At 45.7% G+C, this 25,245-nt stretch carries 18 protein-coding genes and 1 other RNA gene; 17 read left to right on the forward strand and 2 right to left on the reverse strand.

What is annotated here, in order from left to right; genetic code table 11:
- The first annotated feature begins 147 nt into the window (after positions 1–147).
- From eno to ssrA, 5 genes are all read left to right on the forward strand, one after another.
- The gene (gene eno, locus WH46_RS22480; RefSeq protein WP_017814889.1) at positions 148–1,452 is read left to right on the forward strand and encodes a phosphopyruvate hydratase; all 1,305 of its coding nucleotides are present in this window, start codon (positions 148–150) and stop codon (positions 1,450–1,452) included.
- 339 nt (positions 1,453–1,791) lie between these two features.
- Entirely contained in the window at positions 1,792–2,022 is a 231-nt protein-coding gene (secG, locus tag WH46_RS22485; protein WP_017814890.1) for a preprotein translocase subunit SecG, read from the forward strand.
- 727 nt (positions 2,023–2,749) lie between these two features.
- A complete protein-coding gene (gene rnr / locus WH46_RS22490) occupies positions 2,750–5,413 on the forward strand; it encodes a ribonuclease R (RefSeq protein WP_046228434.1) in 2,664 nt (887 codons plus the stop codon).
- Between the two features lie 304 nt (positions 5,414–5,717).
- The gene (gene smpB / locus WH46_RS22495) at positions 5,718–6,200 is read left to right on the forward strand and encodes an SsrA-binding protein SmpB (protein ID WP_046216256.1); all 483 of its coding nucleotides are present in this window, start codon (positions 5,718–5,720) and stop codon (positions 6,198–6,200) included.
- Between the two features lie 296 nt (positions 6,201–6,496).
- Positions 6,497–6,863: a transfer-messenger RNA gene (gene ssrA / locus WH46_RS23715) on the forward strand.
- Between the two features lie 156 nt (positions 6,864–7,019).
- Here ssrA and WH46_RS22500 read toward each other — a convergent pair.
- On the reverse strand, positions 7,020–8,705 hold the full coding sequence (locus WH46_RS22500; RefSeq protein ID WP_046228435.1) for an RNA-binding domain-containing protein: 1,686 nt from the start codon (positions 8,703–8,705) through the stop codon (positions 7,020–7,022).
- 414 nt (positions 8,706–9,119) lie between these two features.
- On the opposite strand from WH46_RS22500, the gene WH46_RS22505 reads away from it, so the two are divergent.
- The 9 genes from WH46_RS22505 (at position 9,120) to WH46_RS22545 (ending at position 19,937) form a co-directional block, all read left to right on the forward strand.
- Positions 9,120–10,280: a cobalamin-independent methionine synthase II family protein gene (locus tag WH46_RS22505; RefSeq protein WP_046228436.1), complete on the forward strand. Its 1,161-nt coding sequence runs from the start codon at positions 9,120–9,122 to the stop codon at positions 10,278–10,280.
- A gap of 263 nt (positions 10,281–10,543) precedes the next feature.
- Positions 10,544–12,025, forward strand: coding sequence for an amidase family protein (locus tag WH46_RS22510; protein WP_046228437.1), 1,482 nt, complete (start codon positions 10,544–10,546; stop codon positions 12,023–12,025).
- A gap of 184 nt (positions 12,026–12,209) precedes the next feature.
- A complete protein-coding gene (locus tag WH46_RS22515; RefSeq protein WP_052714341.1) occupies positions 12,210–13,802 on the forward strand; it encodes a restriction endonuclease in 1,593 nt (530 codons plus the stop codon).
- Positions 13,803–14,194: 392 nt separating this feature from the next.
- Positions 14,195–15,472 (forward strand): mechanosensitive ion channel family protein, encoded by a 1,278-nt coding sequence (locus tag WH46_RS22520; protein WP_046228438.1) that lies wholly within the window; start codon positions 14,195–14,197, stop codon positions 15,470–15,472.
- A 230-nt stretch (positions 15,473–15,702) separates the two neighbouring features.
- Positions 15,703–15,921 carry a hypothetical protein gene (locus WH46_RS22525; protein ID WP_046228439.1) on the forward strand — a complete coding sequence of 73 codons (219 nt, stop codon included), beginning with the start codon at positions 15,703–15,705 and terminating at the stop codon, positions 15,919–15,921.
- Positions 15,922–16,120: 199 nt separating this feature from the next.
- Positions 16,121–16,828 carry a PspA/IM30 family protein gene (locus tag WH46_RS22530; RefSeq protein WP_046228440.1) on the forward strand — a complete coding sequence of 236 codons (708 nt, stop codon included), beginning with the start codon at positions 16,121–16,123 and terminating at the stop codon, positions 16,826–16,828.
- Positions 16,829–17,022: 194 nt separating this feature from the next.
- The gene (locus WH46_RS22535; protein WP_046228441.1) at positions 17,023–18,054 is read left to right on the forward strand and encodes a TFIIB-type zinc ribbon-containing protein; all 1,032 of its coding nucleotides are present in this window, start codon (positions 17,023–17,025) and stop codon (positions 18,052–18,054) included.
- The gene (locus WH46_RS22540) at positions 18,051–18,839 is read left to right on the forward strand and encodes a TPM domain-containing protein (protein ID WP_046228442.1); all 789 of its coding nucleotides are present in this window, start codon (positions 18,051–18,053) and stop codon (positions 18,837–18,839) included. The genes WH46_RS22535 and WH46_RS22540 overlap by 4 nt, the downstream gene beginning before the upstream one ends.
- A 63-nt stretch (positions 18,840–18,902) precedes the next feature.
- Positions 18,903–19,937: an SPFH domain-containing protein gene (locus tag WH46_RS22545; protein WP_046228443.1), complete on the forward strand. Its 1,035-nt coding sequence runs from the start codon at positions 18,903–18,905 to the stop codon at positions 19,935–19,937.
- A 259-nt stretch (positions 19,938–20,196) separates the two neighbouring features.
- Here WH46_RS22545 and WH46_RS22550 read toward each other — a convergent pair whose 3' ends face one another.
- Positions 20,197–21,084, reverse strand: coding sequence for an SDR family oxidoreductase (locus WH46_RS22550; RefSeq protein WP_082208495.1), 888 nt, complete (start codon positions 21,082–21,084; stop codon positions 20,197–20,199).
- A gap of 103 nt (positions 21,085–21,187) precedes the next feature.
- Here WH46_RS22550 and WH46_RS22555 point away from each other — a divergent pair, with 103 nt between their 5' ends.
- From WH46_RS22555 to WH46_RS22565, 3 genes are all read left to right on the forward strand, one after another.
- The gene (locus WH46_RS22555; protein WP_046228445.1) at positions 21,188–21,592 is read left to right on the forward strand and encodes a MerR family transcriptional regulator; all 405 of its coding nucleotides are present in this window, start codon (positions 21,188–21,190) and stop codon (positions 21,590–21,592) included.
- A 303-nt stretch (positions 21,593–21,895) separates the two neighbouring features.
- Positions 21,896–22,123, forward strand: coding sequence for a MerR family transcriptional regulator (locus WH46_RS22560; RefSeq protein ID WP_017814909.1), 228 nt, complete (start codon positions 21,896–21,898; stop codon positions 22,121–22,123).
- Between the two features lie 327 nt (positions 22,124–22,450).
- On the forward strand, positions 22,451–24,832 hold the full coding sequence (locus WH46_RS22565) for a polyprenyl synthetase family protein (protein ID WP_046228446.1): 2,382 nt from the start codon (positions 22,451–22,453) through the stop codon (positions 24,830–24,832).
- Positions 24,833–25,245: the final 413 nt, after the last annotated feature.

A 25,245-nucleotide genomic window follows, 5' to 3' on the forward strand; every position in this document is an offset into this window, starting at 1 on the left:
CATGAACCCGCATTTTCCGTAATGGACGCTGATAAATATCGCCTGCTGACCGGTTTGCAGGAAGTGGACCTGTTTCTCGGCTTCATTTTATAAATCAAGGATCATCAAGATCCCAAATTACTTACCTAAAAAGGAGACTTTTTACTCATGACGATTATCTCTGATGTATACGCACGCGAAGTCCTTGACTCCCGTGGTAACCCAACTGTTGAAGTAGAAGTATATCTGGAATCCGGCGTAATGGGCCGCGCAATCGTACCATCCGGCGCATCCACTGGTGCTCACGAAGCTGTTGAGCTTCGCGATGGCGACAAATCCCGTTACCTGGGTAAAGGCGTACTGAACGCTGTTAAAAACGTAAACGAAGTTATCGCTCCAGAAGTTATCGGCATGGACGCTGTAGATCAACTGCTGATCGACCGCAAAATGATCGAACTGGACGGAACACCAAACAAAGGTAAACTGGGTGCTAACGCAATCCTGGCAGTATCCATGGCTGTAGCACGCGCTGCTGCAGAAGCTCTGGACCTGCCACTGTACATCTACCTGGGTGGATTCAACGCAAAACAACTGCCAGTACCAATGATGAACATCATCAACGGTGGTGAGCACGCTGATAACAACGTTGACGTACAAGAGTTCATGGTTATCCCTGCTGGCGCTACTAGCTTCAAAGAAGCTCTGCGTACAGGTGCTGAAATCTTCCACAACCTGAAATCCGTACTGAGCAGCAAAGGCCTGAACACAGCTGTAGGTGACGAGGGCGGTTTCGCTCCTAACTTCACTTCCAATGAAGAAGCACTGACTTCTATCATTGAAGCAATCGAAAAAGCGGGTTACAAACCAGGCGTTGACGTATTCCTGGGTATGGACGTAGCTTCCACTGAGTTCTACAAAAACGGTAAATACGAGCTGGCAGGCGAAGGTAAATCTTACACTTCCGCTGAGTTCGTAGACCTGCTGGCTTCATGGGTAGAAAAATACCCAATCATCAGCATCGAAGATGGTTGCTCCGAAGACGATTGGGAAGGTTGGAAACTGCTGACCGAACGTCTGGGCGAGAAAGTTCAACTGGTTGGTGACGATCTGTTCGTAACAAACACTGAACGTCTGGGCCGTGGTATCGAAGAAAACATCGGTAACTCCATCCTGATCAAAGTTAACCAAATCGGTACTCTGACAGAAACATTCGATGCAATCGAAATGGCGAAACGTGCTGGTTACACAGCAGTTATCTCTCACCGTTCCGGTGAATCCGAAGACAGCACAATCGCTGACATCGCTGTAGCGACTAACGCTGGTCAAATCAAAACAGGTGCTCCTTCCCGTACAGACCGTATCGCGAAGTACAACCAATTGCTTCGTATCGAAGATCAACTGGGTGAACTGGCGAAGTTCGATGGCCTGAAATCCTTCTACAACCTGACTGAGCACAGAGGTCTGACGAAGTAATTATTACTTCATGATTGCAGCATTTTCCGGCTGACACCAGCCGGATATGACTGCACTATTGCTTGGTAGAATTGCATAAATAAAATGTACAGGTCATGCTGCTCCCAAACGGTCTGGGCCGCTACTTAGCCGTTGAAAGGGCAGCATACCGATACATCCGCCAGTCATCTGCTTATGCAGGTGGCTGGTTTTTTATTACCAATTCAGACAGGTTCCGGCTTCCAGCCATTGCTATACAGCCGGAATTTGTGCTAAACTATAAATGCTGTTTCTATAACATGATTCGTGAATTTGTACATTTATAGATGTTCGGCGCATTCGCTCTAGGAGGTGGAATTCATGCAATTGACTTTGCAAATCTTGCTCACCATTTTTTCCATTGGTCTGATTCTTGTTGTATTACTCCAAAAAGGTAAAAGTGCGGGCCTGTCCGGTGCCATCTCTGGCGGCGCTGAGCAACTTTTCGGCAAAACCAAAGCACGCGGAATGGAACTCGTACTGCAGCGCGTAACAATCGGGCTGGCAGCAGGTTTCTTCATTCTGGCGATTCTGGTCGCTGTATTTAGATAAATAAGCCAGGTCCTTTATGACTGGCTCAGGCACGTCCTGAATAGCCCGCTGCTGGGAGAGAAATTCTCTTCTGCAGCGGGCTATTTTTATGTATTCTGTTCATAAAGAGTTCATAGAGCGGGGCTATACTTGGAATTGTTCCCGAGCTTGTCCATTATTCCCATGTAAGTTGAAGCAAGACCGAAGTCCATGATGTGCAAGACCCTTTACGGTCCATTCGTCACTCCTTACCAAGGAGAGAGTGACAGATGGATCGTCTTTTTTTATATAAGGATCTGTAAGACCGATTTCATGGCGCTGATAATAATGCGCTAATAGAACTGTACTAACTAGTATGGCGCTAATAGTGCTCTATTGATTGTACTCTGCTAATTTCAACTACTGTAATTGGAGGAAACTAGTTTCAAAGAGAATTCCTTCAAACAAACACCTGCCTGCTCCATAGTGAAAGAATACGATGTGCTGTTCGTCTAACTACGTAAAATAGCAGGCAATTCCTGAATATTTCGGGCGAAATAAGGGGATTCGATTAATTTAGTGTATACTAGGGTATGTGTATACTAAATGAGGCATGACGGATCTGGCAGAAAAAGCCGTTGTCATGCGCACGGACTGCGTTTGACCTGTGTGTCATCGACACAGATCCGCTTGTATCGCATCGCAAACCAGGATTACATACGAACCGAATGCACATAATCACTGCTGACGGTTGGCCGAGGTGAAACCAATGATTACAGAAGAACAACTATTAACATTCATGCGCACTGACGCATATAAACCAATGACGTACCAGGAGCTGGAAGAGCATTTTCAGATTGAAGATGCCTCGGATTTCAAAGAACTGGTCAAACTGCTCAACAAGCTGGAAGATGCCGGCGATATTGTTGTAAATAATGCCAACGCTTACGGTGTGCCGGAGCGCATGGATCTGGTCCGTGGACGGATTCAGGCTCACGCCAAGGGCTTTGCTTTCCTGATTCCGGAAGACCGGGAGCATGGTGATGTATATATCAACGCCAATGATCTGAATACCGCCATGAACGGCGATACCGTATTCGTGAAGGTGACTTCCCGCAACACATCCGGTGGACGGATGGAGGGTGTGGTCGTTCGTGTAATCGTCCGCAAAAATACTCGTATCGTCGGCGTATTCCAGGCGCTGGACACGTATGCTTTTGTATTGCCGGATGACAAGCGGATCAACCGGGATATCTTTATTCCCAAGGAGTCGTTTGGTGGAGCGGTAGACGGCGAGAAAGTCGTTGCCGAGATTACCAACTATCCGGAAGGCCGTGCTGCGGCAGAAGGACGCGTTATCGAAGTACTTGGTCACAAGGATGATCCGGGTGTCGATATCATCTCCATTATCCGTAAGCATCAGCTGCCGGAAGCTTTCCCGGATGAAGTAATGGACGAGGCGCAGGCTGCGCCGGATGAAATTACCCAGGAAGAGATTATCCAGCAGGGACGCCGCGATCTGCGCGGTAAAAATATTGTTACGATCGATGGCGAGGATGCCAAGGATCTGGATGATGCGGTCAACGTGGAGCGTCTGGAGAACGGTAATTATCGTCTGGGCGTTCATATCGCCGATGTAGGCTATTATGTACGCGAAGGCTCTATGCTGGACAACGAAGCCTACAATCGCGGCTGCAGTGTGTATCTGGTCGATCGAGTTATTCCGATGCTGCCGCATCGTCTTTCCAACGGGATATGCAGTCTGAATCCGCAAGTGGATCGTCTGACCCTCTCCTGCGAGATGGAGTTCGACGAGAATATGAAGGTCGTCAACCACGATATCTTCACCAGCGTGATCAAGACCAAGGAACGGATGACATACAAAAACGTCCGCCGTATTCTGGAAGATGAAGATCCGGAACTGCTGGAACGCTATGCACCACTCATCGACGACTTCAAGCTGATGCGCGAACTGGCGATGCAGTTGCGTGACAAACGGATTCGCCGCGGCGCGGTTGATTTTGACTTTGAAGAATCCAAGATCATTCTGGATGAAAGCGGCAAGCCGATCGATATCGTAAAACGCGAACGTTCGGTGGCCGAGCAGATTATCGAAGAATTCATGCTGGCAGCGAACGAGACGGTAGCCGAGCATTTCCACTGGCTCAAAGTGCCATTCCTGTATCGTATTCACGAGAACCCGGATCAGGAGAAGCTGCAGGGCTTCCTGGCCTTCGCTGCCAACTTTGGTCATGCAGTCAAAGGTACAGGCAATCTGATCCACCCGCGTGCACTTCAGCAACTGCTGGAACAGATCAAGGGCGAGAAGGAAGAGACCGTGATCAGCACAATGATGCTGCGGTCGATGAAGCAGGCGAAATACTCTGCAGAGAGCACAGGCCACTTTGGTCTGGCAGCAGAGTACTACAGCCACTTCACTTCCCCGATTCGTCGTTATCCCGATCTGGTCATCCACCGGGTGATCCGCGAAGTGATCGAGAACGGCGGCAGCGGCCTCACACCAGAGCGTCAAGCGTATCTGGAGAGCCGCATGGCGGATATTGCCCAGCAGTCTTCCGAGCGCGAGCGCGTCGCGGTAGATGCCGAACGTGATACCGACCAGCTCAAGAAGGCTGAATATATGCTGGACAAAGTCGGTCAGGAATTCGAAGGGATCATCAGCAGCGTAACCGGCTTCGGTATGTTTATCGAGCTGGAGAATACGGTTGAAGGTCTGATCCGTCTTGGTATGCTGACAGATGACTATTACCATTTCGACGATCAGCATATGATTCTGCTTGGCGAGCGTACTTCACGTATCTTCCGTATCGGGGACAGCATCACGATCCGCGTGGCGAACGTCAATATGGACGATCATACAATCGACTTTGAATTGCCGGATATGCCGAAAAGTAACCGCCGTTCGGGTGGTGACCGTGGAGCACGTGGAGATAATCGTGGTGGACGCGGAGCACAGGGTGCCCAAAATGGCGAGAAACGCGGCGGTGGCAGAGGCAAGAACAAAAATGCCAAAAAAGCCGAGCGCTTTGGTAAAGCAGCGAAAGCCGCCAAAGGTGCCAAAACCGACAAGCCTGCCAAAGCAGCACCCGCTGCAGCTTCAACTCCGGCTACACCGGCAACAGGCGAAGCAGCTGCAGCCGGCAAGCGCAAACGGAAAAAAGAAAAAGGGATTGGCTTCTCTTCATCGTCTTCATCCAGTGCACCAAGCCGCAGCTTTGGCTTTGGTTCCGGTAAGGGTGGATACGACAGTCCCGTCACTTCCTCCAAAAAAGGACAAGGACGCAAACGGCCAGCAGCCGATGCAGGTCCAGGATCGGCTGTCAGCCCGGCAGCTCCTAAGGGAGAAGCAGGATCAGGTGCAGGACGCCCGCGCCGCCGCAAGAAAAAGAATAAACCACAAAGTCCTGAATAAGCATCATCATCTGCTGACAATGTCTATTCGGTACGTCCCGGTAGGATACATGCTGCAAAAGCAGTACATCGGACGGGCACAAATCGGTGGATAGCGTACAGATGATGAGGCCTACAGGGTGAAATAAAGACGGGAGATGCGCGCTGGGCAAGCAAGCGTGCATCATGGAACAGAGTGCAAGCAGACAGTGCCGGGACCCGTATCATCGGCCCCGGCTTTGTTGCTTTGTCCCGGATCCCTTGCTACAATAAATGACCATAAGACCCGGCAATGACCGGCAAATCTCTGGAAAGGAGGAATACAGATGGCGACCAAAAAAGGCGAAAGCAAAGTACTGGCCCAGAACAAAAAAGCATCCCACGATTACTTTATCGAGGATACGTACGAAGCCGGTATGGTGCTGACTGGAACCGAGATCAAATCGCTGCGCCGCGCACGCGCGAATATCAGCGATGCCTTCTCCACGATTCGTAATGGTGAAGTGTTCCTGCACAATATGCATATCAGCCCATTCGAAGAGGGCAACCGGAGCAATCCGACCGACCCGACCCGTACGCGCAAGCTGCTGCTGCACAAGGAGCAGATCAGCAAGCTGATCGGTGCATCCAAGCGGGATGGCTATACGCTGGTGCCGCTCAAGATCTATATCCGCAACGGCTATGCCAAACTGCTGATTGGCCTCGGTAAAGGTAAAAAGCAGCATGACAAGCGTGCTACAGCTGCCAAGCGGGATGCGCAGCGTGATATCCAGCGTGCAGTGCGGGATAGCCAGAAGATCAGCCGCTGATCGATAGGGCTGAGAAGCTGCAGGCAGGAGACAGTGTTAGATTTACCATGAATGAGGGTAATAACAGATATGGTAAATGGCTGTCTTGGTGAAGCGCCTGCAGCTACCCATTTGCAGGAAAATGTGGTATAATCAAAGTCTGTGGGAAACGAAAAAAGCGTTTGGTATTTATCAATCTGCTGCTGGATGTTCCCGGTGCGGTCCTTTCTATGGAGGGAAAGACTGCATGGATGATTGTTTTCGGATAACGAGACTCATGTGCTTGTATTCGTCTTAATCCAATCCCTTTTTATTAAGGGGGCGTTTTTTGGATTCGACGGGGGTAGGTCGGGCATGAGTAGCGGGTAGTGGGGACGCGTCCGCTTTATCAACGCTAAAGCCTATTAAACGGCAAACAACAAACTAACTACGCTTTCGCAGCCTAAGAAACTGTGAAACGTGCTCTCGCCTCGCATCGCCCATGTGCCAGGATGAGGGCCCAACTCTTAGTGGGCTACGCTGTCACATCTCCGCCTGGGGTGTGCTGAAGAAGATAATCAGGCTGACCCAACGTAGAGCCGGTTACAGGGCGCTACTCGGGTGACATTAAATCTGTGACTACACCCGTAGAAGCTTGTGTAACGTTGCCTTCGGACAGGGGTTCGACTCCCCTCGCCTCCATATGAGCAAGACGAAAAGTCATCAGCCAGTAATCTGGTTGGTGGCTTTTTGGTTTAATCTACTATATTTAAAAAGGAAATATAGATAATAAGTAATACTTTTCCTTGATAGAGCGCGGTTTATAGAAAAAGTATTACTTACAGTAATACTTTTTTCTACTTAAAATAAATAATTATTAATATTTTTAGTCAAAACCCACTTAGATTTTCTAGAAGAACCTTGATTAAAGATGCTTTTATCTTTACTAGACATTTCAAACAATAGATTATTTATTTTCTTTTTTCTTTGTTCTCCATTAAGCATATCAGAGAATTTATCCAGCAAAAGTGAATCGATATCTTGTCTACTAGCTGATTCATATTTTTCTAAAAAAGCAATTATTAAGTTTTTATAATGCTCTTTATCAAAAGCCCGATTTTTCACATAAGTACTTTTATCTCCAGTCAGTCTAGCTATTTGTGCTGAGACGTAAAGATGTGGTTGTCTTCCTTCTATTAAATTTTTATTACGTAGTTGTTTAGCTTCTTCTGTAGTGATTTTCACCTTTTTTTGTACTTTATCAAGAAGCATTACAGTATCTAAATCTAAATTGGTTTGATTGATAAGTATCCGTGTATAATTTTCATCTAACACTTTTCCAATAATTCGTACTTCTACTTTATCAGTTTCATTAAGATTATAATCAGGTAAAGGAAAAAAACGTTTTTTCTGTGTGACAAACATTTTTTTAATACCTGATCCTATTGTATCAATCATATTAAGGTTTACCATAGCTTCAGCAAGAAAGCGATTGCGATAGAATTCTTGAGGAGCATCTTGTTTGATTACAGTTTCTATACTTTTAGGAATGAATGATCCTAAGTTTGTAAATAATATTTGCTCGGGTAGTTCAATAAGATTAATCCTTCCAGAAAGCGTATAGTCTTGATGAGCAATACAGTTATGAAGAGCTTCCCTAATAACATAGGAGTCATATTGATTAACTTCTATAGGAAATAAGCTATCATCAGGAAGATAACGATATTTCAAATTTCTTATTTTTGAATAGGCTAATTCAGTATTCAAAATAAAAGGAGGACCAAAATGTTCGTAGTCTTTTGCAATATTATTTTCATCTTTTAAAATCCAAGATATTTTAGCAACAGAAGGATTTATCAGATGTTCGGATTCAGCTTTTCCTAAGAGAATAATAGAGGTATTAGTGATTCGATTATTGATAGTAACTTTAGCTTTATTTAAAAAGGTAATATCATCCCATTCTTGCATTTCTTCAGCTAATTTCGGGAATTTATTAGCATACTCATTTCTTGCTTTTTTGATAGCAGATGTATCCAGATCTTTTATTGTCGCTTGTGGAATAATTTTAGCAGACCAATCTTTCCGATTATTTTGATTACGGATTTCTTCATATTTTTGGATAGACAGTGGAGAAATAGATTCACCATTTCTTCCATAGTAGTGTCCCTGCCAAGACGTGGGGATACCTAAGGAAGCTGGTGGAATTTTGAAAAGAATGATTCGTTTACCTTCATAATAAAGTTCATATATTTCTTGGAATGTTATACCGCCAGTATGATCTGAAACTTCTTTCTTTAAGCTGTCTAACTCGGGACGATTAGCTCTATATTGACTACCAACGACTGCTCTATTTTTATCTTCTATACCAAAAATCAACCAAGCATAATCCTTATTTTTTAGATTAGCCTCATTACTTAGAGCAGAAAAATATTTTCCTAATTTATTAAAGTCAAAATTATACTTAGCTTCCTTGAATTCGACACACTCTGTTTCTGCCGGCAAAGCTAACAACTGTTGGAATTCAGTCATGATGTGTTGGTACTGCATAACAAACCCCTTTCGAGTTTTCATTCACAATTGTATTATATAACAGGTTAAATAAACTACAAATTCTATAGTTTAATCTGCAGTAAATATATTGAAAAGACATTAAAATATAGATCCAAATATAAGAACTTATTTTATTTCAAGTAAGACTTTAATTCTTCTTTTTCCCATATTAAAAAGTTGCTCAGCAAGGAAATTTTACATATGCGCATTAAAAGTGATTTTAAGCTAAAGTACGCTTTAATGTTATCAAATTGTCATCTGAATTATGAATAATATTACAAATATATGTAATTCTGCCATAGTCCAAACCTATAACCAGATATGCCTTTTAAGCTTACGTAAAAACCATCCCCCTCGTGCTACAATCAAACTACTATAACCAAGCACAATCCACACCAAGGGGGATTTCAAATGAGTGATAAATTTCAAATCGTAGGCAGCCTGCTGCGTCCAGCGGAACTGCTAGAATATAAAACGCAAATCGAACACCGTGACGATATCCAGTACCCGTTCTACCAGGAGTTCGATGGTTACCAAGAGTGCGAACACCGTGCGATCCAGTCCGTGGTCGAAAAGGAAATCCAGCATGATCTGTCGATCATCACCGACGGTGAGTATTCCAAGTCGATGTGGCATCTGGACTTTGTCTGGGGATTCCAGGGAATTGACCGGTATATCGCAGATCACGGCTATTTCTTCCGCGATACGGACGGCAGTTCTAAGTACGAGACGCGCAAAGACATCGGGCTGCGCATCACCGGCGAACTGGGCGGCAAGAATCATCACTTTATCGAAGTATTCAAAAAGCTAAAAGACCAAGCAGGAGATCGGGAGACCAAGCTATGCGTGCCTTCTCCATCCCATATTTTCGGTGAGCTGTCCTGGTCGGATAATATTGGCGGTACGGATGCGGTGTACCAGACACAGCAAGAGCTAAAAGCAGGTCTGGTCAAAGCGTATAAGGAATTCGTCGAGGAGTTTGCTGCAGCAGGCGGTAAGATTCTGCAATTCGACGATTGTCTGTGGGAGCTATTTGCAGATGACAATCCGAACTCTCCATACACTGGCGAGAATATCGATCAGGAGCAGGTACAGACGCTGGCAGCGGAATTTATCGATATTAGCAATATCATCATCGATTATGGTCACAGCCTCGGTCTGAAAATGTGGACACACAACTGCCGTGGGAACTACGATTCCCGCAACATGGGCGGCGGCTCTTATGTGAAGATCGCCAACCTGTTCCTGAAACAGCTGAAATACGATCGCTTCTTCCTGGAGTGGGATGACGATCGTGCAGGTTCGCTGGAAGCACTGGCTGTATTCAAAGACAAGCCAGAAACAGAAGTCGTACTGGGTCTGCTGTCTTCCAAGACCAGCACGCTGGATGATGAAGAGCGCGTACTGCGTCTGTTGGATGAAGCGTCTACTATTATCGACAAGGATCGTTTACTGTTGTCTCACCAGTGCGGTTTTGCTTCCTGCGATGGAGGCAATGAGCTGACAGAAGACGAGCAGTGGGCAAAAATTAATCAAGGGCAGCGGATCGCCAAGCAGTATTGGGCGAAGTAATCTCAGTTTCTCTATAAGCCATAACAGAAGCAGGCACCTCGAGGTGTCTGTTTTTTGTTGTCATTTCGTTCTGCTGATAGTATTGGTATAGTTACAGACTAATTTCTAGCGATAGTACAGACGTATCTGAATCAAGAGAAGTATCTTTTGTTGTTTGCTGCACAAGATTTTGTGATTTACTATCTAGTACTTAGAAATCACTGCTTCATTAAAGGAATTATCTAGCAGCCTGTGGAATACCCCAGTATATGGAGGATGATTACATGAATGTAGAAAAATGGATCGTTGAAGCAGATATTCAAACCTTACAGCAAGCCATGGAGTCAGGAGAAGCAAGTTCGGAAGAGATCGTTCAAGCGTACATAGAAAGAATTCATACTTTTGACGGTAAAACCAAATCTGTTCTAGAAATCAATCCGGAAGCAATAGAGATTGCCAGATCGCTGGATATAGAGAGAAAAGAAACAGGCAGTAGAGGACCGCTGCATGGTATTCCTATCCTGCTCAAAGATAATATCGATACCGCTGACCAGATGCATACGAGTGCGGGATCAATAACGCTGGAGCATTCCTTTGCGCAGCAAGATGCTGTCGTTGCCGACAAGCTTCGGGCTGCTGGCGCGGTTCTGCTGGGGAAAACGAATATGACGGAATGGGCTGGCTTTATGTCTGTCGATATCTGGGCGGGATACAGTTCACGCGGTGGACTGACACTGAATCCGTATGGACCAGGTGAGCTGTTCGTGGGTGGCTCCAGCTCTGGATCGGCAGCAGCTGTTGCCGCGAATTTTGGCGCAGCAGCGATTGGTACGGAGACATCCGGGTCTATTATTAGTCCAGCCAGTCAGAATAGTGTAGTTGGTATCAAGCCTACTGTCGGTCTGATCCGCCCGGATGGAATCATCCCGATCGCCTTTAGCCAGGATTCGGCAGGGCCGATAACGCGCACAGTCACGGATGCGGCGATTTTGCTGGAGGTGCTGGAGGATAGAGAGGTACAGCAGCAACATAGTACTCATGGTACCAAGGATATAGATGGTAGCTATATCTCGTCTCTGGATACAGCCTTTCTGAAGCAGGCTCGAATCGGTATCCCCCGGTATTATTATCAGCATCTCGATAAAGACAGATTGGAAGTCATCGAAGCGGCTATACAAGTGCTCCGTCAGCAAGGCGCGACGATTATCGATCCGGTACATCTTCCCTGTGAAGATGCTCGCTGGGATGCGAACGTAATGCGTTATGAATTCAAGTATGCACTGAATAACTACTTAAGCCGGTTGGCTGAACATATTCCTGTTCACTCTTTGGCCGAAGTGATTGCTTTTAATGAACAACATGCAGAGAAGACATTGAAGTACGGTCAGGGCACATTGATATGGGCGGAAGAAACCAGCGGTACCCTGACCGAGCAGGAATATCTGGACAGTCTGAGTTATAACAGAGAAATGGCTGGGGAAAAAGGAATTGATTATGCGCTGAATCAGCATAAGCTGGATGCCCTGCTTTTTCTCGGCGGTGAGGGTGGATCTGATCTGGCTGCCCGAGCAGGATATCCGATCATTACAGTTCCGGGTGGATATGCGGAAGAAGGAGTGATTGCGCCCGGTGGCTACATTACGAAGGGACCGCAGGGAATATCCTTTGTGGGTACAGCATGGAGTGAGTCGGTATTGATTCAGATTGCATATGGCTTTGAGCAGGCCACGGGACACCGGGTAGCGCCAGAAATAATATTCAACTAAAAATAATATTTAATAGATTTAATAAAATGTGAAAAAATTAAATCTGAATCAAATAGTTCATTTGTATCATAAAATTTATTTATTTTCCTTTAACTGGATGTATAATCAATATGGTGATAATAGTTCCAAAGTCATTAAAAAGTATAAACAAGATACGAAGCTTAGTTTGGAAGGGGTAATTATTTTGGCAAGAAAAAGTAGTTTTATGGTTCAGATGGCAAGAGAAGCTGCAAGACAGGCTAGAATAAATGAAGCAGAGAAAAAGCGCCATGAACGCGAGCGAATTAGATTATTAAAAGAGCAGCAAAGGCAGCAAATTCAATTTGAAAAAGAAGAAAAAATGCTGTATATCGAAAGTAGAATAAAAGAAACGGAAGATCTTAACTACGATCTGAAAGAACAAATATATCATTTAAACATAATTCTAGAGCAAAGCTTGCAAGTAAATAATATTATTTCATTCGCATCTCTAAAGAGTAAAAAGAAATTTAAAAGCTTTAGTGTACCTAATGAAATAACTGTACCAACAATTGAACCAGAATTTGAAAGCTATAGTAGCCAAGTTAAATCGCAGAAATTTTTGCGAAAAATCATACCTGTTTTGGAGAAAAGATACCAAAAGGCTATGTTAGAAGCTAAAGAGCAATTTGAGAATGACTTCGCAAGCTATGAAAAGTTAGAGCGAGAACGAATATCCAAATTAAATACGCTAAAAGCAAAGTATGAAAAAGAAAAGTCTGCATTTGAAATGGAGATAAAAAATAATAATCTTGAAATTGATGAGTTCGAAAAAAATTATCGTAATGGCGAGAGTGAGGCAGTAATTGCCTATAATAATATCGTATTGGAACGTTCTAAGTATCCTGCTGAATTTCCTCAACAATTTCGCTTAGCCTATCTTCCCAACTCAAAAGAGTTAGTCATTGATTATGAGATACCAAACAAAGATATAGTTCCGCCTGTAGCAGAATATAAGTATATAAAAACTAGAGACGAGATAAGTGAAAAACTTAGAAAGGATCAAGAGATTAAGAACATATACTCTGATGTTGTTGCAAGTATAGCGTTACGAACGCTTTACGAAATATTTGATGCAGATCAAGCAAACAATATTGATGTGATTGTATTTAGTGGATATGTGCACTCAATAGATCCTGCTACAGGAAAAGATATTGCACCATATCTTATTTCAACTCGTGTAGTGAAAGAAGTATTTAAAGAGCTTGATTTAAACAGAGTGGAGAAATCAGTATGTTTGCGAAATCTGGGAGCGCAGGTATCGCCACGACCTGCAGAGTTACAAGCTGTAAAACCGATTTTAGAGTTTAATATGGTTGATAAACGTTTTGTTGATCATGAGAGTATGCTGGACTCTTTGCAAAGTTTGCCTAATTTGATGGATTTAAACCCATATGAGTTTGAGAAATTGGTTACTGACTTATTCGCAAGAATGGGCTTGGATGCAAAATTAACACGTTCATCGAAAGATGGTGGGGTTGATTGTGTTGCGTTTGATACTCGACCAATAGTGGGTGGTAAAGTGGTTATACAAGCTAAACGTTATAAAAATACTGTAGGTGTTTCGTCTGTAAGAGATTTATATGGAACCATGATGAATGAAGGTGCCAACAAAGGCATTTTGGTAACCACTAAAAGTTATGGGCCAGACGCATATGAGTTCGCCAAAGATAAACCGATTGAGTTAATTGATGGTGGAGGTTTACTTTATTTATTAGAACAAAATGGGATTAAAGCCCGAATTATTTTTGAACAGTGAGTTAGTATAGGGAAGATATAAACCGCTTATTAGGCGGTTTTTCTTTTATTTATTCGCTTCACAATATAACTTGTAACTGCTTGATAACTCTATTTCCTAAGTCATACGTATACATTGAAATATAAGTAAGCCATATTCGCATTCAATACTATGGATAATAAACTAATATTTTAGCTACATAGTATTCTAAATTGATGAGAATAAGCAAGTAGATGTTAGTCAGAAATATTTGCATAGTTGTGATTGATAATTCTTTCTAATAATTCGGAGTGAATAACGACTTTATCATACTCGAGTGATACTGCTCCTAGCAAACTTTGTGTCGTGTAAAGCAGTCATTTATAATAGTAAGCTAGTATAGCAGATATAATTCAGGAGGAACCAAAACAACAATGGAATTTACTAAAAATCAGCTTCAGCATCTAGGCATAAACGATAGTATGATCGATTTTATAGCAAATATTATCATGATTCTGTTTATAGCCCTGCTCTGTGTACTGGCCAATTTCATCACCAAAAAAATCGTACTGCGTACGATTATTCATATCGTCAATAACAACCGGTACACCTGGGATAATATCATTGTGGAGAAAAGGGTATTTCACAATCTATCCCATCTCGTGCCGGCCATCATCATTTACTTCTCTGCGCCGATTTTCCCGTTGTACCAGGTGCTAATCGAAAAAGCGGCCATGACATATATGATCATCATTATGATCACTGTGGTGAATGCGCTGCTGAATGCATTTGAGACGATTTATCGTTCTTTTGAAATCTCCAAGATTCGGCCGATCAAAGGGTATATTCAGGTCGTAAAGATCGTTATGTTCATTATTGGGGGTATTGTAGTAATCTCCAATCTGATCGGTCAGAATCCGCTCATTATTCTGAGCGGACTGGGCGCATTATCCGCCGTGCTGATGCTGATTTTCAAGGACTCCATTCTCGGTCTGGTAGCGGGTATTCAGTTATCTTCCAATGATATGGTACGTGTCGGTGACTGGATCGAGATGCCTAAATACGATGCAGACGGCGACGTGATCGATATTACACTGAATACGGTCAAAGTCATGAATTTTGACAAGACGATTACGATGATCCCGAGCTACGCGTTAATCTCGGATTCATTCAAAAACTGGCGAGGCATGCAGGTGTCAGGCGGACGCCGAATCAAGCGTAGCGTTCATATCGATACAAGCAGCATCCGTTTTTGCAGTGACGAGATGATTGCAGAATTCCGCAAGATTCATTATTTGGCGGATTATATTACGGTCCGCCTGGAAGAGATTAATGCCTACAACGAAGAGCACCAGATTAACAGGGATAGCAATGTTAATGGCAGACAGCTAACCAATATCGGTGTGTTCCGCGAATATATTCACCAGTACCTGAGACATCATCCACAGATTCACAAGGATATGACATTGATCGTTCGGCAGCTGGCTCCCGGAGATAATGGGCTTCCGCTGGAGATCTATGCATTTAGTAATGATACGAACTGGAGTATCTATGAAACGCTGCAGGCCGATATTTTCGACCATATCTTTGCGGTAGCGCCGAACTTTGGACTGCGTCCTTTCCAGAATCCGACGGGACATGATATTGTACAGCTCAAAGAGAGCAAGTCTGGATCTGGCAAGAACGATGAAGGGAATTTGGCCATCGAATAACTTCCGGTTCTATATAAAAGGTCCAATATAGCGCGGCAGCATTGCTTTGCATCCACTGGCTCTTCACGAGGCCAGTGGATTTTTCGTTCTTACTATAGACATGCGCAGTTTATCCGACCGATGTAAGATGAAGCAAGAGGATGACAAAATGCATAGCACAAATCGATCCAAATTTTAAATAATAAAATATAACCGAACTACAGTCCATAAAAGAAAAGGAGGAATAAGGTATGGCTCTCAGCCGCCAATATGTTACCCAGGATTATGTAATTCAGCAGGTCACGGAGAAATTTGTCTGTCGGATATTATGGAGCGAGGGACGTCCCTGTCTGGAGTATACCAGTCCGGAGCAGCTGGGCGAGATTGCAGCATACGTACAAAACGAATTCGATTGGGAACTCTACGATGTATTCTTTACTGCGTTGGAAGCTCTGCTGGAAGAAGAGTAATGGGTTCTTTCTCCTTTTAGCTGCTCAGTATTTAGCAGTATAAATAGTTGAGAACCAACCAATACTATTCCCTTTTCGCATTCCAGTCAGCATCATATGCTGGCTTACTGTATGCTGTTTTACATATAAATGAAACTAGAGCTTCATAAATGGTGTAATAGCATATAATAGGTTATTTTCGATACAAGGAGTGAACAGGATGAGTATATGGTCCAGATTCAGAGATGTTATGAAAGCCAATGTGAACAGCCTGCTGGAACGTTCGAACGATCCCGAGCGCGATGTACAGACTTATATACGAAGCATGAACAGCGACCTCGGTCAGATCAAGGCAGAAGCGACAGCTGTACTCGCGGAACAGAGCCGTGCAGAACGCGCACTGAACGAGAATAATGCAGAGATTGCCAAGCTCCAGCGCTATGCCGAGAAATCTGTACAGGCAGGCGAGGAGCAGAATGCAATGCAATTTCTGCAAAAGAAAGCTATACTCACTGCCAAGCATGCAGAGCTGCAGGCTGCATATGAGCGGGCTGCAGCCAAAGTTGAGACGATGAAGCTTATGCAGACCAAGTTGGTCGATGATCTCGCCCGCCTGGAAGCACGTTATACCGAACTCAAAAGCCGGATTGCCCAGGCCCATACGATGCAGCAGAATAATGAAGCATACCGTAGCTCCCGTCGTGCGGAAGAATCACTGCAGGCGATGGAGCATAAGGCAGCGATGGCACTCAATGAAGCCGAAGCACTCGCCGAACTCCGCAGTGGATCGCAGGAGGAAGACCTGGATGTACTCATCGCCCGGCTGGAAAAGGGAATGAATGCACAACCCGATGCTGCAGCCGCAAAAGTAGTACCGGAGCAGGAGCTTGTTTCCCTGAAGCAGTTGAATTCTGGAGGTAATCCGTAAATCCATGTCTTTCTGGAGTAGATACTACTTCATCTTTAGACGCTGTATATATACAATGCCGCACTCGGAATTTATCTCTTTCTTCTATTTGTCCGATACAAATATAGGAAGTGGTACGAATCACGGCTATTTTTCATACGAGTATAGCTGCGTACACGAACACCAATAACGAATTTTGATATGGAGGTGAGTCGATGCCAGTAATAGATTACAAATGTCCCAACTGTGGCAGCAGCATGATGTTCGATAGTGCGACGGGAGCGCTATCCTGCCCAAGCTGCGGTAGACAGGATAATATCGAACAGCTGCCCGATCCGCTGAAAAAGCAGGTATTTACCGAAAATGAAGTCCAGCAGTACCATTGTCCGAGCTGCGGCGCGGATATTATGACCGAGCCGGAAACGAGTGCGACCACATGTAGCTTTTGCGGATCGGCGGTTGTACTGGGAGACCGGCTGATCGGTGATCTGGCACCGGATCTGGTAATACCTTTTTCGATCAGCAAGGCACAGGCAGAAGAAGCTTTTCGTAAATGGTGTCGTAACGGACTGCTGACACCGGCTGGATTCATGAGTGCCGACCGGATCAAGAGCATAACGGGGATCTATGTGCCTTTCTGGTTATATGAATTACATAATATGGTTGAAGTATATGCCAATGCGACCAGAGTAAGAAGTTACACGCAGGGCGACTACCAATATACCGAGACCCGGCATTTTGATGTATACCGGAAGCTGCGCCTGGATTATGTGAATCTGCCGCTGGATGCTTCGGAGAAAATGAACGATGAACTCATGGACAAGTTGGAGCCTTTTCCCTATGAGCAGTTGAAAGAATTCAAAACCCCGTATCTGGCTGGTTATATCGCAGAGAAATACAACTACGACGATGAACAGCTGGTGCCGCGTGCCAAGGAGAAGACGCAGTCGTACATCGATTCGTCCGTCTCCCAGTCGCTGTCCGGGTACAGCAGTGTAAGTTACAGAGACAAACAGGTGAATACGACCGTACGACGTACCGATTATGCGCTGTTGCCGGTGTGGATCGTTAATTATGACTTTGGTCAAAAGAATTATATGTTCGCCATGAACGGCCAGACTGGTAAAGTCGTTGGTAAACCTCCGCTCAGCAAAGGTAAAATCACGGCCTGGTTCGCCGGGATTACGGCTGTATCGCTGCTGGGTATGAAAGTGCTCGCCTGGGCATTGGGAGGAGACTTCCTATGAGAATCTATCGTATATCTCTCGCTGTAATCACACTGGTGATGCTATTAGGGCTGGTACTTCCAGCAGATACAACAGCGGCGACAACTTCCGGAAGTTCCAAGAAACTCATTTACGATCAGGCAGATTTACTTACGCCGCAGGAAGAACAGACATTAAGCCAGTTGGCCAGCAACTATGCGCCTCAGCACCAGACCGACTTTATTATCTATACAAGCAACAACCCGGAAGGCCGGGATGTTCAGCTAATGACAGAAGATCTCTACGACCGCAAAGCCTTTGGCTATAACCAGCCTTATGGTAATGCCGTGATCCTCACGATGGATATGTATAACCGGGAAGTATATCTTGCCGGCTTCGGCACCGCGGAGCACACGCTGAATAACAGCAAACTGGACAAAATCCGCAGCAAGATTACACCGGATCTGGCAGCAGGCAATTACGAGGCAGCCTTTACAAAATATATCCAGCTCTCCAACGAATACATGAACTACAAGCTGGGCACCACACCGGATAATCTGTTGTTCAAGCTATGGTTCCAGTTCTTGATTGCAGTGGTCATCGGCGGAATCATTGTCTGGATCATGGCCGCCCGTTCTGGCGGTGTCGTTACGGTCGACCGGTCTACCTACGAAGATTCCAATGTCTCCGGTGTACTGGACAGCTACGATAACTATACGCATACGACAGTCACCAAGCACAAAATTGAGAAAAGCAGTAGCAGTGGCGGAGGCGGCGGTACGAGCAGCGGCGGTCATTCGCACAGCGGCAGCCGTGGATCTTTTTAGTAGTTGTGTGGATGATGTACAAGCATATACCTATGAATATCCAAATAGAAGGGATGCGGAAATATGGGATTTTTCAAAAATCAATTTGCCAATGTAGTGGAGTGGGAAGAATTCAGAGATGATATGATCTTCTGGAAATGGAACAATCGGGAGATCAAAAAAGGTAGCAAGCTGATTATCCGCTCCGGTCAGGATGCTATTTTCCTGAATAACGGCAAAGTCGAAGGTATTTTCGAGGATGAAGGTTCTTTTGATGTGGATTCGGATATTATTCCGTTCCTGTCGACACTCAAAGGGTTCAAATTCGGATTCAACAGCGGCATGCGTGTGGAAGTGCTGTTTGTGAATACCAAGGAATTTACCGTGAGATGGGGAACGCAGAGTCCAGTCCTGATCCCAGCTCCGCAGCTGCCGGGCGGAATGCCGATTCGTGCGAACGGTACGTTTACTTTCAAAGTCAGTGATTATGTCGCCCTGATCGACAAGGTTGCAGGAATCAAGCAAAGCTATGTCGTCGAGGATGTGAAAATCCGCATCACGGCTGTACTGGATCAGCTGCTAATGAAGTGGATCAGCCGCGAAGGCAAGGATATGTTCAATCTGCAAGCCAATGCATCGGATATTGCGAACGGTATTCGTGAAGATCTCGATATGCAGATGATGAGCATCGGGATCGGAATTACCGGCTTCCAGGTGATGAGCTTCAATTATCCGCAGGAGATTCAGGATATGATCACCAAGACCGCTTCCCACGAGATGATCGGGAATATGCAGAAGTACCAGCAGGTCAGCATGACTGACGGCATCGCTTCCGGCAAAGTGCAGAGCGGCGGTACAGCAGCCGACATGGCAGGGATGATGATGGGCATGAACATGGCCAACGAGATGATGAAGAATATGAATGCAACTAATCCAAATGCCAATAATGCCGGTCAGGGAGCGAATCCAGCTGCCGGTCAGCAGGAGAATAACGGGCAAAATGATACATCAGCGCCAGCATCCGGCGAGAATGGAATCACGCCGAAATTCTGCCCCAACTGCGGTACCAAGAATGAAGGCTCCAAGTTCTGTCCAAACTGCGGCTACAAGCTCGCTTAAATAAACAGAGGGTCTGATCCCGGCGGCTAGTTGAGGTTGAAAGTATTCATATTGCTTATACCGTCGGAGTTAGGTTATACGCTCTAGACAGATTGCTCTGCGAGTAAATAAAAGGCACCCTTATGCATGAACATTGTTGAACCTTCAGGGTTGGTCAATGTTTATGCAAGGGGTGCTTTTTGGTATAGCTATATTCGTCAGCGAACCTGTATCTCTATAGCTAGCAGATCCGTATACCGATCGATTCCAGTTATTTGGCTCAAGCTTCTGTAAAGTAATGTTCCTGCTTCAAGTCTGCAATCAGCCCGTGATGTACAGGTGTCCAATCCATCCATTCCCGGGTGAGCTTGCTGGATACAGGTGCATCCGCAGCGACGGCAAAATGAATCCAGCCAAAATGCTCTGCTGCTTCATCCGCGCTGATGCTGGCTACCGGCAATCCCAGCTCCTGCCCGATCACTTCGGCAATCTCGCGGAAGGGAATGGCTTCTTCATCGATACCATGCAGCATCGTACCTGCTGCTGCACGCTCCAGAGCTTTGCGGAATAATACCGCAGCATCCAGACGATGAACCGCACACCAGCGATTGGTACCGTCGCCGATATAAGCAGATACGCCTTTGCTGCGAGCAATCGTAATCAGCGTGTGTACAAATCCGTGATCCCCTACATCATGCACCGAAGGCGCCAGACGTATAACAGAGGCTTTCACTCCACGCTGCACCAGGGTGTGTGCAGCAGTTTCCGAATGCCGAGTGGCATGTGCAGTTGCTTTATCTTCTTCGGTAGCGACATGTCCCGATGCGACCATCAAGGCGCCGGAGGTGAGCACAATCGGCTTATCCGTGCCTTCCAGCTCGCTGCCCATCGCTTCGATCGCCAGTCGGTCAATCTCGGCTGCAGCCGTATAATCGGAAAAGTCATGAATAAAGCCGAGGTGAATAATACCATCCGCTTCCCGCGCAGCCTGACGCAGACTATCGGTATCTTCCAGCGAGCCTCTATGTACGGCTACGCCAGCTTCAGTCAGCAGCTTGACTGCTTTGTCGGAACGCGCGAGACCGGTGACTTCATGGCCTGCCTGGATTAATTCCTTTAACACGGCCGACCCTACAAATCCTGTTGCTCCTGTAACAAATACTTTCATCGGTAAATCCTCCTCTATATGGTTGAGATTCAGTTACAGGTTCAGCATAAAGTATAGAGTTCACTCTATAGCAATACCCCAAATGCGGGAGTATACTAAAAAAATGGAGACTACCTTTTCAAGTAAACAAGTTGCCGAGCAGACAGGACTAAGTGTGCATACCCTGCGTTATTATGAGCAGATGGGTCTGGTATACGGAATACAGCGCGATGATAACGGATACCGTCAATATTCGGAATCGGATATCAAATGGTTTCAGGTAATCAAGCATTTCCGGGATATGGGCCTGCCTATTCGTGAAATGCAGCAGTTCAGCGCCATGAATAACAGCGCAGCCGACTCAGCCCGAGTACGTCGCGAATTTATGGAGACCTATCGCGCCAGAATTGTAGAGCAGCAGCAGGAACTGGAACGCGCACTACGGAAAGTGGATGATAAAATCGAATTTTTCAGAAACCGGGAAAGGATCGAGAGCGAGAAGCAGCAGACAAGCACAGTGAAGTTGTAATATCAAGCATAGAGCGCAGAAAAGAGAATGCTATCAACGACCGACATTTAAGAATAGATATTTACCGCAATCAGCGGTATGTCAAAATATCCATTCTTAACCGGAGGAAGTGGTAGAATCGCTTTTCGGAGCGGTGTTACTTCATACGAGCATCTACACGTCCAAACACGTTCATTTCAGACCACATGCTGCAAAAATTTTGGATCCAGCAGATTTTGAAGAAAAACACAACATAAATGTGATATAATGGAATGATTCGGTCAGGAAACGATTTTGGATGCGAATAGGAAGGGTTGCCCATCTATGCAGGTATTCAAGGACTGGAATCTGAAAGTGAAAGAAACCTTTAACGCAACCAGCAATGAAGTCGTATTAACCGTCTCGGAAGCTGGAGCTCTACTGGGCATGTCCAAAGATCAAATGAAGGTCTACGTCGATAAAAACAAGCTGACCAAGGTGCCGATCATGCGAAGTGTGCATCGTTACCTTTTACTCAAAAGTGAACTAGATGAGATTGTTAAGCAAGCCTAGCTGTTATCGTTACCCTATACCATCATCAGACCATCAGCCGCAATTCGGTTGGTGGTTTTGTTGATTTAACGCTTGTTTCTTTGCGCATTTCTAACGATACAAGGAGAAAGAGCATATTTCGTAACCCGGCTCCTGTTTTCCCGTATTACCCTGTACATATGAACGGCCAAGTTCTCTACTACATGATGTGAACCATACGAATCGATACGGGATTAGATATCTGTATGCCCACGTATCTTAATCGCTGACTATAACCCATAAGCTTATCTGATAGGTTATCCCGGATAGGTACCGGATAACGACTAAATCGAATTTGAGGGATTTCTGATGAATGAAAAATTTGTAAATCATGCAGATACCGGCTACCAGCTGGCTGAACAGAAAGCGGCTGATTATTTTGCAGAGTTGTATACGCAGGTACGTGCACAAGCATATATTCCGGCATTAACCAGTGATTTTCGGCTCTGGCAAAAGAATCATATTCCGCTCCATTCCTGGCTGTCCCGTTTCTCCCGCAAAAAGACGCCGGATACTGGAGATTATCATCGTTATATCCAGTGGCTGAACCTGACAGGCAAATTGGATAATTATCTGAACCGCAGCGTCTCGTACATTTATATGAGGGATCTGGGACGGGCACTGGATGCGCCCGAGACGGAGGCACGGATTCAGGAAGTGATCACCAGCCTGCGTAAGCGTCTTGTGAATCCGGATACAGGTCCGCAGGGTGATATTATGATGTTCATGAGTATGGATGGCGTCTACCGCTGGGCACAAAAGGAAGGCATTGAGTCCGCTATTATCTGGGTAATGGACAAGCTGCAGGGCGTAACTAACCATATTCCGGAAGAGCTGAGCGCCGAGCAGGCCCAGCGCAAGCTAATCAAAATTATCGTCGGTGTGGTACTGCATGCGATCGAGGAAATGGAGGATAGCGTATCTGCGACGGAGCGTGCTCGCCGACTCGATGAAGCGGTTCGTCTGGGCTACTCCTACGGACTGACCTATCCTTTTGTGGATGATATTCTTGATTCGACGCTGCTCAATGTGCAGGAGAAAGAGCAGTATTCCCGCCTGATCCGTACTGCATTGTTGACCGGTACGGTGCCCAAGCTGGGTGACTGGTCGGGAAATCATATGGAGCTAATTCGGTATATTCATGCCGAACTGCGTGAGGCGTTCGAATATATCAAAAGCAAACAGCAGCCCGGAACCCAGCAGGTGTTTTTTGAACAGTCTTATGTATTCTTTCAATCCCAGGATATTGATCGGACGCGGGATCTGAGTCATGATCACTATACCAATGAAGAGCTGTATATTCCCGTAATTCTCAAATCCTCCTGTTCCCGGCTGGTCGCGCGCTCAATTATCGGAGCACCGGAAGATGAAGGATTCGATCATCGTACATTCTGTTATGGTATCTATAACCAACTGGCAGATGATTTCGCCGATATGTTCGATGATATGAAAGCGGGCTCGGTAACGCCGTATACGTATTATCTCAAATACCACCGCCAGCGCAGCGATCTGGTGAACCCATTTGAGCTGTACTGGGCGGTAATCGCTCATCTGATCCACAATGTATACGGCAGTGATTACCGGACTCGCGAAGTTATTTTGGACCGGGCCATTAATGGTCTCAAGCGTGCCCGTGTCCGTCTGGGGAATGCCAAATATGATGAGATAATGGATACTCTCACAGCAGGTATGCCTCAGTTCAACCAACTGATCCAGCAGATGGTGCGCAAAGCGGAAGATGTGGATTTCCTGGACAAGCTGCTGCGTGACCAGATGCTGAATAGTCTGAGACAGGATCGGGAAGAGCAGGAGCAATTCCGGCAGACGCTGCATGAGGTACGGCAGCAGATCAATGATACGCTACTATTGGATAATAAGGAAAATCTGCTGCCAATGAACAAACGGCTGATCGAAGCAGCCAATTACAGCCTCGAAGGCTCCGGCAAAAGGTTGCGCCCGATTCTCGCCTGGGTGATGGGGGTGCATCATTACGGTCTGGATGCACAGGCGCTCATGCCCCTGCTGCGGTCACTCGAATATATGCATACCGCTTCGCTGATCTTCGACGATCTGCCTTCCCAGGACAACGCGTCTACCCGTCGTGGACGAGCTACCCTCCATGAAGTGCATGACAGCGCGACGGCCGAACTGAGTGGATTGTTCCTGATCCAGAAAAGTATCCGCGAACAGTCTTCCATGGAAGACTTCGATGCCAGAGCCGTACTGAAGTTGATGCAATATTCCGCTGAAAAGGCCGAACAACTGTGCACTGGCCAGGCGATGGATCTGGATGCCCGCGGTCAGGCGCTAACGCTGGAACAGCTGAATACGATCTGCTTTTACAAAACAGGGGTTGCCTTCGAAGCTTCGCTTGTGATGCCAGCTTTGCTCGCACAAGCCAGTGAAAAGGAAATCGAGGCACTTCAAACGTTCGCTTACCACGCCGGTATTGCTTTTCAGATCAAAGATGACCTGCTCGATCTGGGCGGCGACGTGCTGATCATCGGCAAGCCGGTCGGTCAGGATGTACAGAACAACAATTCCACCTTTGTCTCCATTCTTGGGGAAGAAGGGGCACGCAAAGAAATGTGGAACCACTACTGCTGCGCTATCGAAGCACTGCGTACCCTGCCGAAGGATGTTCCTTTTCTGAAGCATCTGCTGGATTACATCGTGCATCGGGATCGGTAAGCATCATTTTCACTGAAGTTTGATGCTGAACAGGAAATCGTCTGTATACTGTGAACCCGTATGGTTATGGGAGTTGCATCGTTGTCCAATGCAAGGCGCCGTTATTGCTACGGTGCCTTTTTTGTTTGGAGGCTGGAATGGTATAAGGTATGGATGTGTATGCGACTTGTGTATGGCGTGGGGATGCTTCATCCACTCCAGAAAGGAATAAGGGAATGTCCTCCGGTTAAGCCTGGAGATCTTTGATAGTAGGAGTAAAGGAAGATCTCCAGGCTTAAATGTCGTCCATTTCCCTTATTTCCTTTCTTCCGTTCTATGCGTATGCATTCTGTGCAAGGCGGTGTATCATTTTATACGGCATACGGCATACGGCATACGGCATACGGCATACGGCATACGGCATACGGCACATA

Origin of the sequence: Paenibacillus dauci, from assembly GCF_000971985.1 — a bacterium.
GTDB classification, from domain to species: Bacteria; Bacillota; Bacilli; order Paenibacillales; family Paenibacillaceae; genus Saccharibacillus; species Saccharibacillus dauci.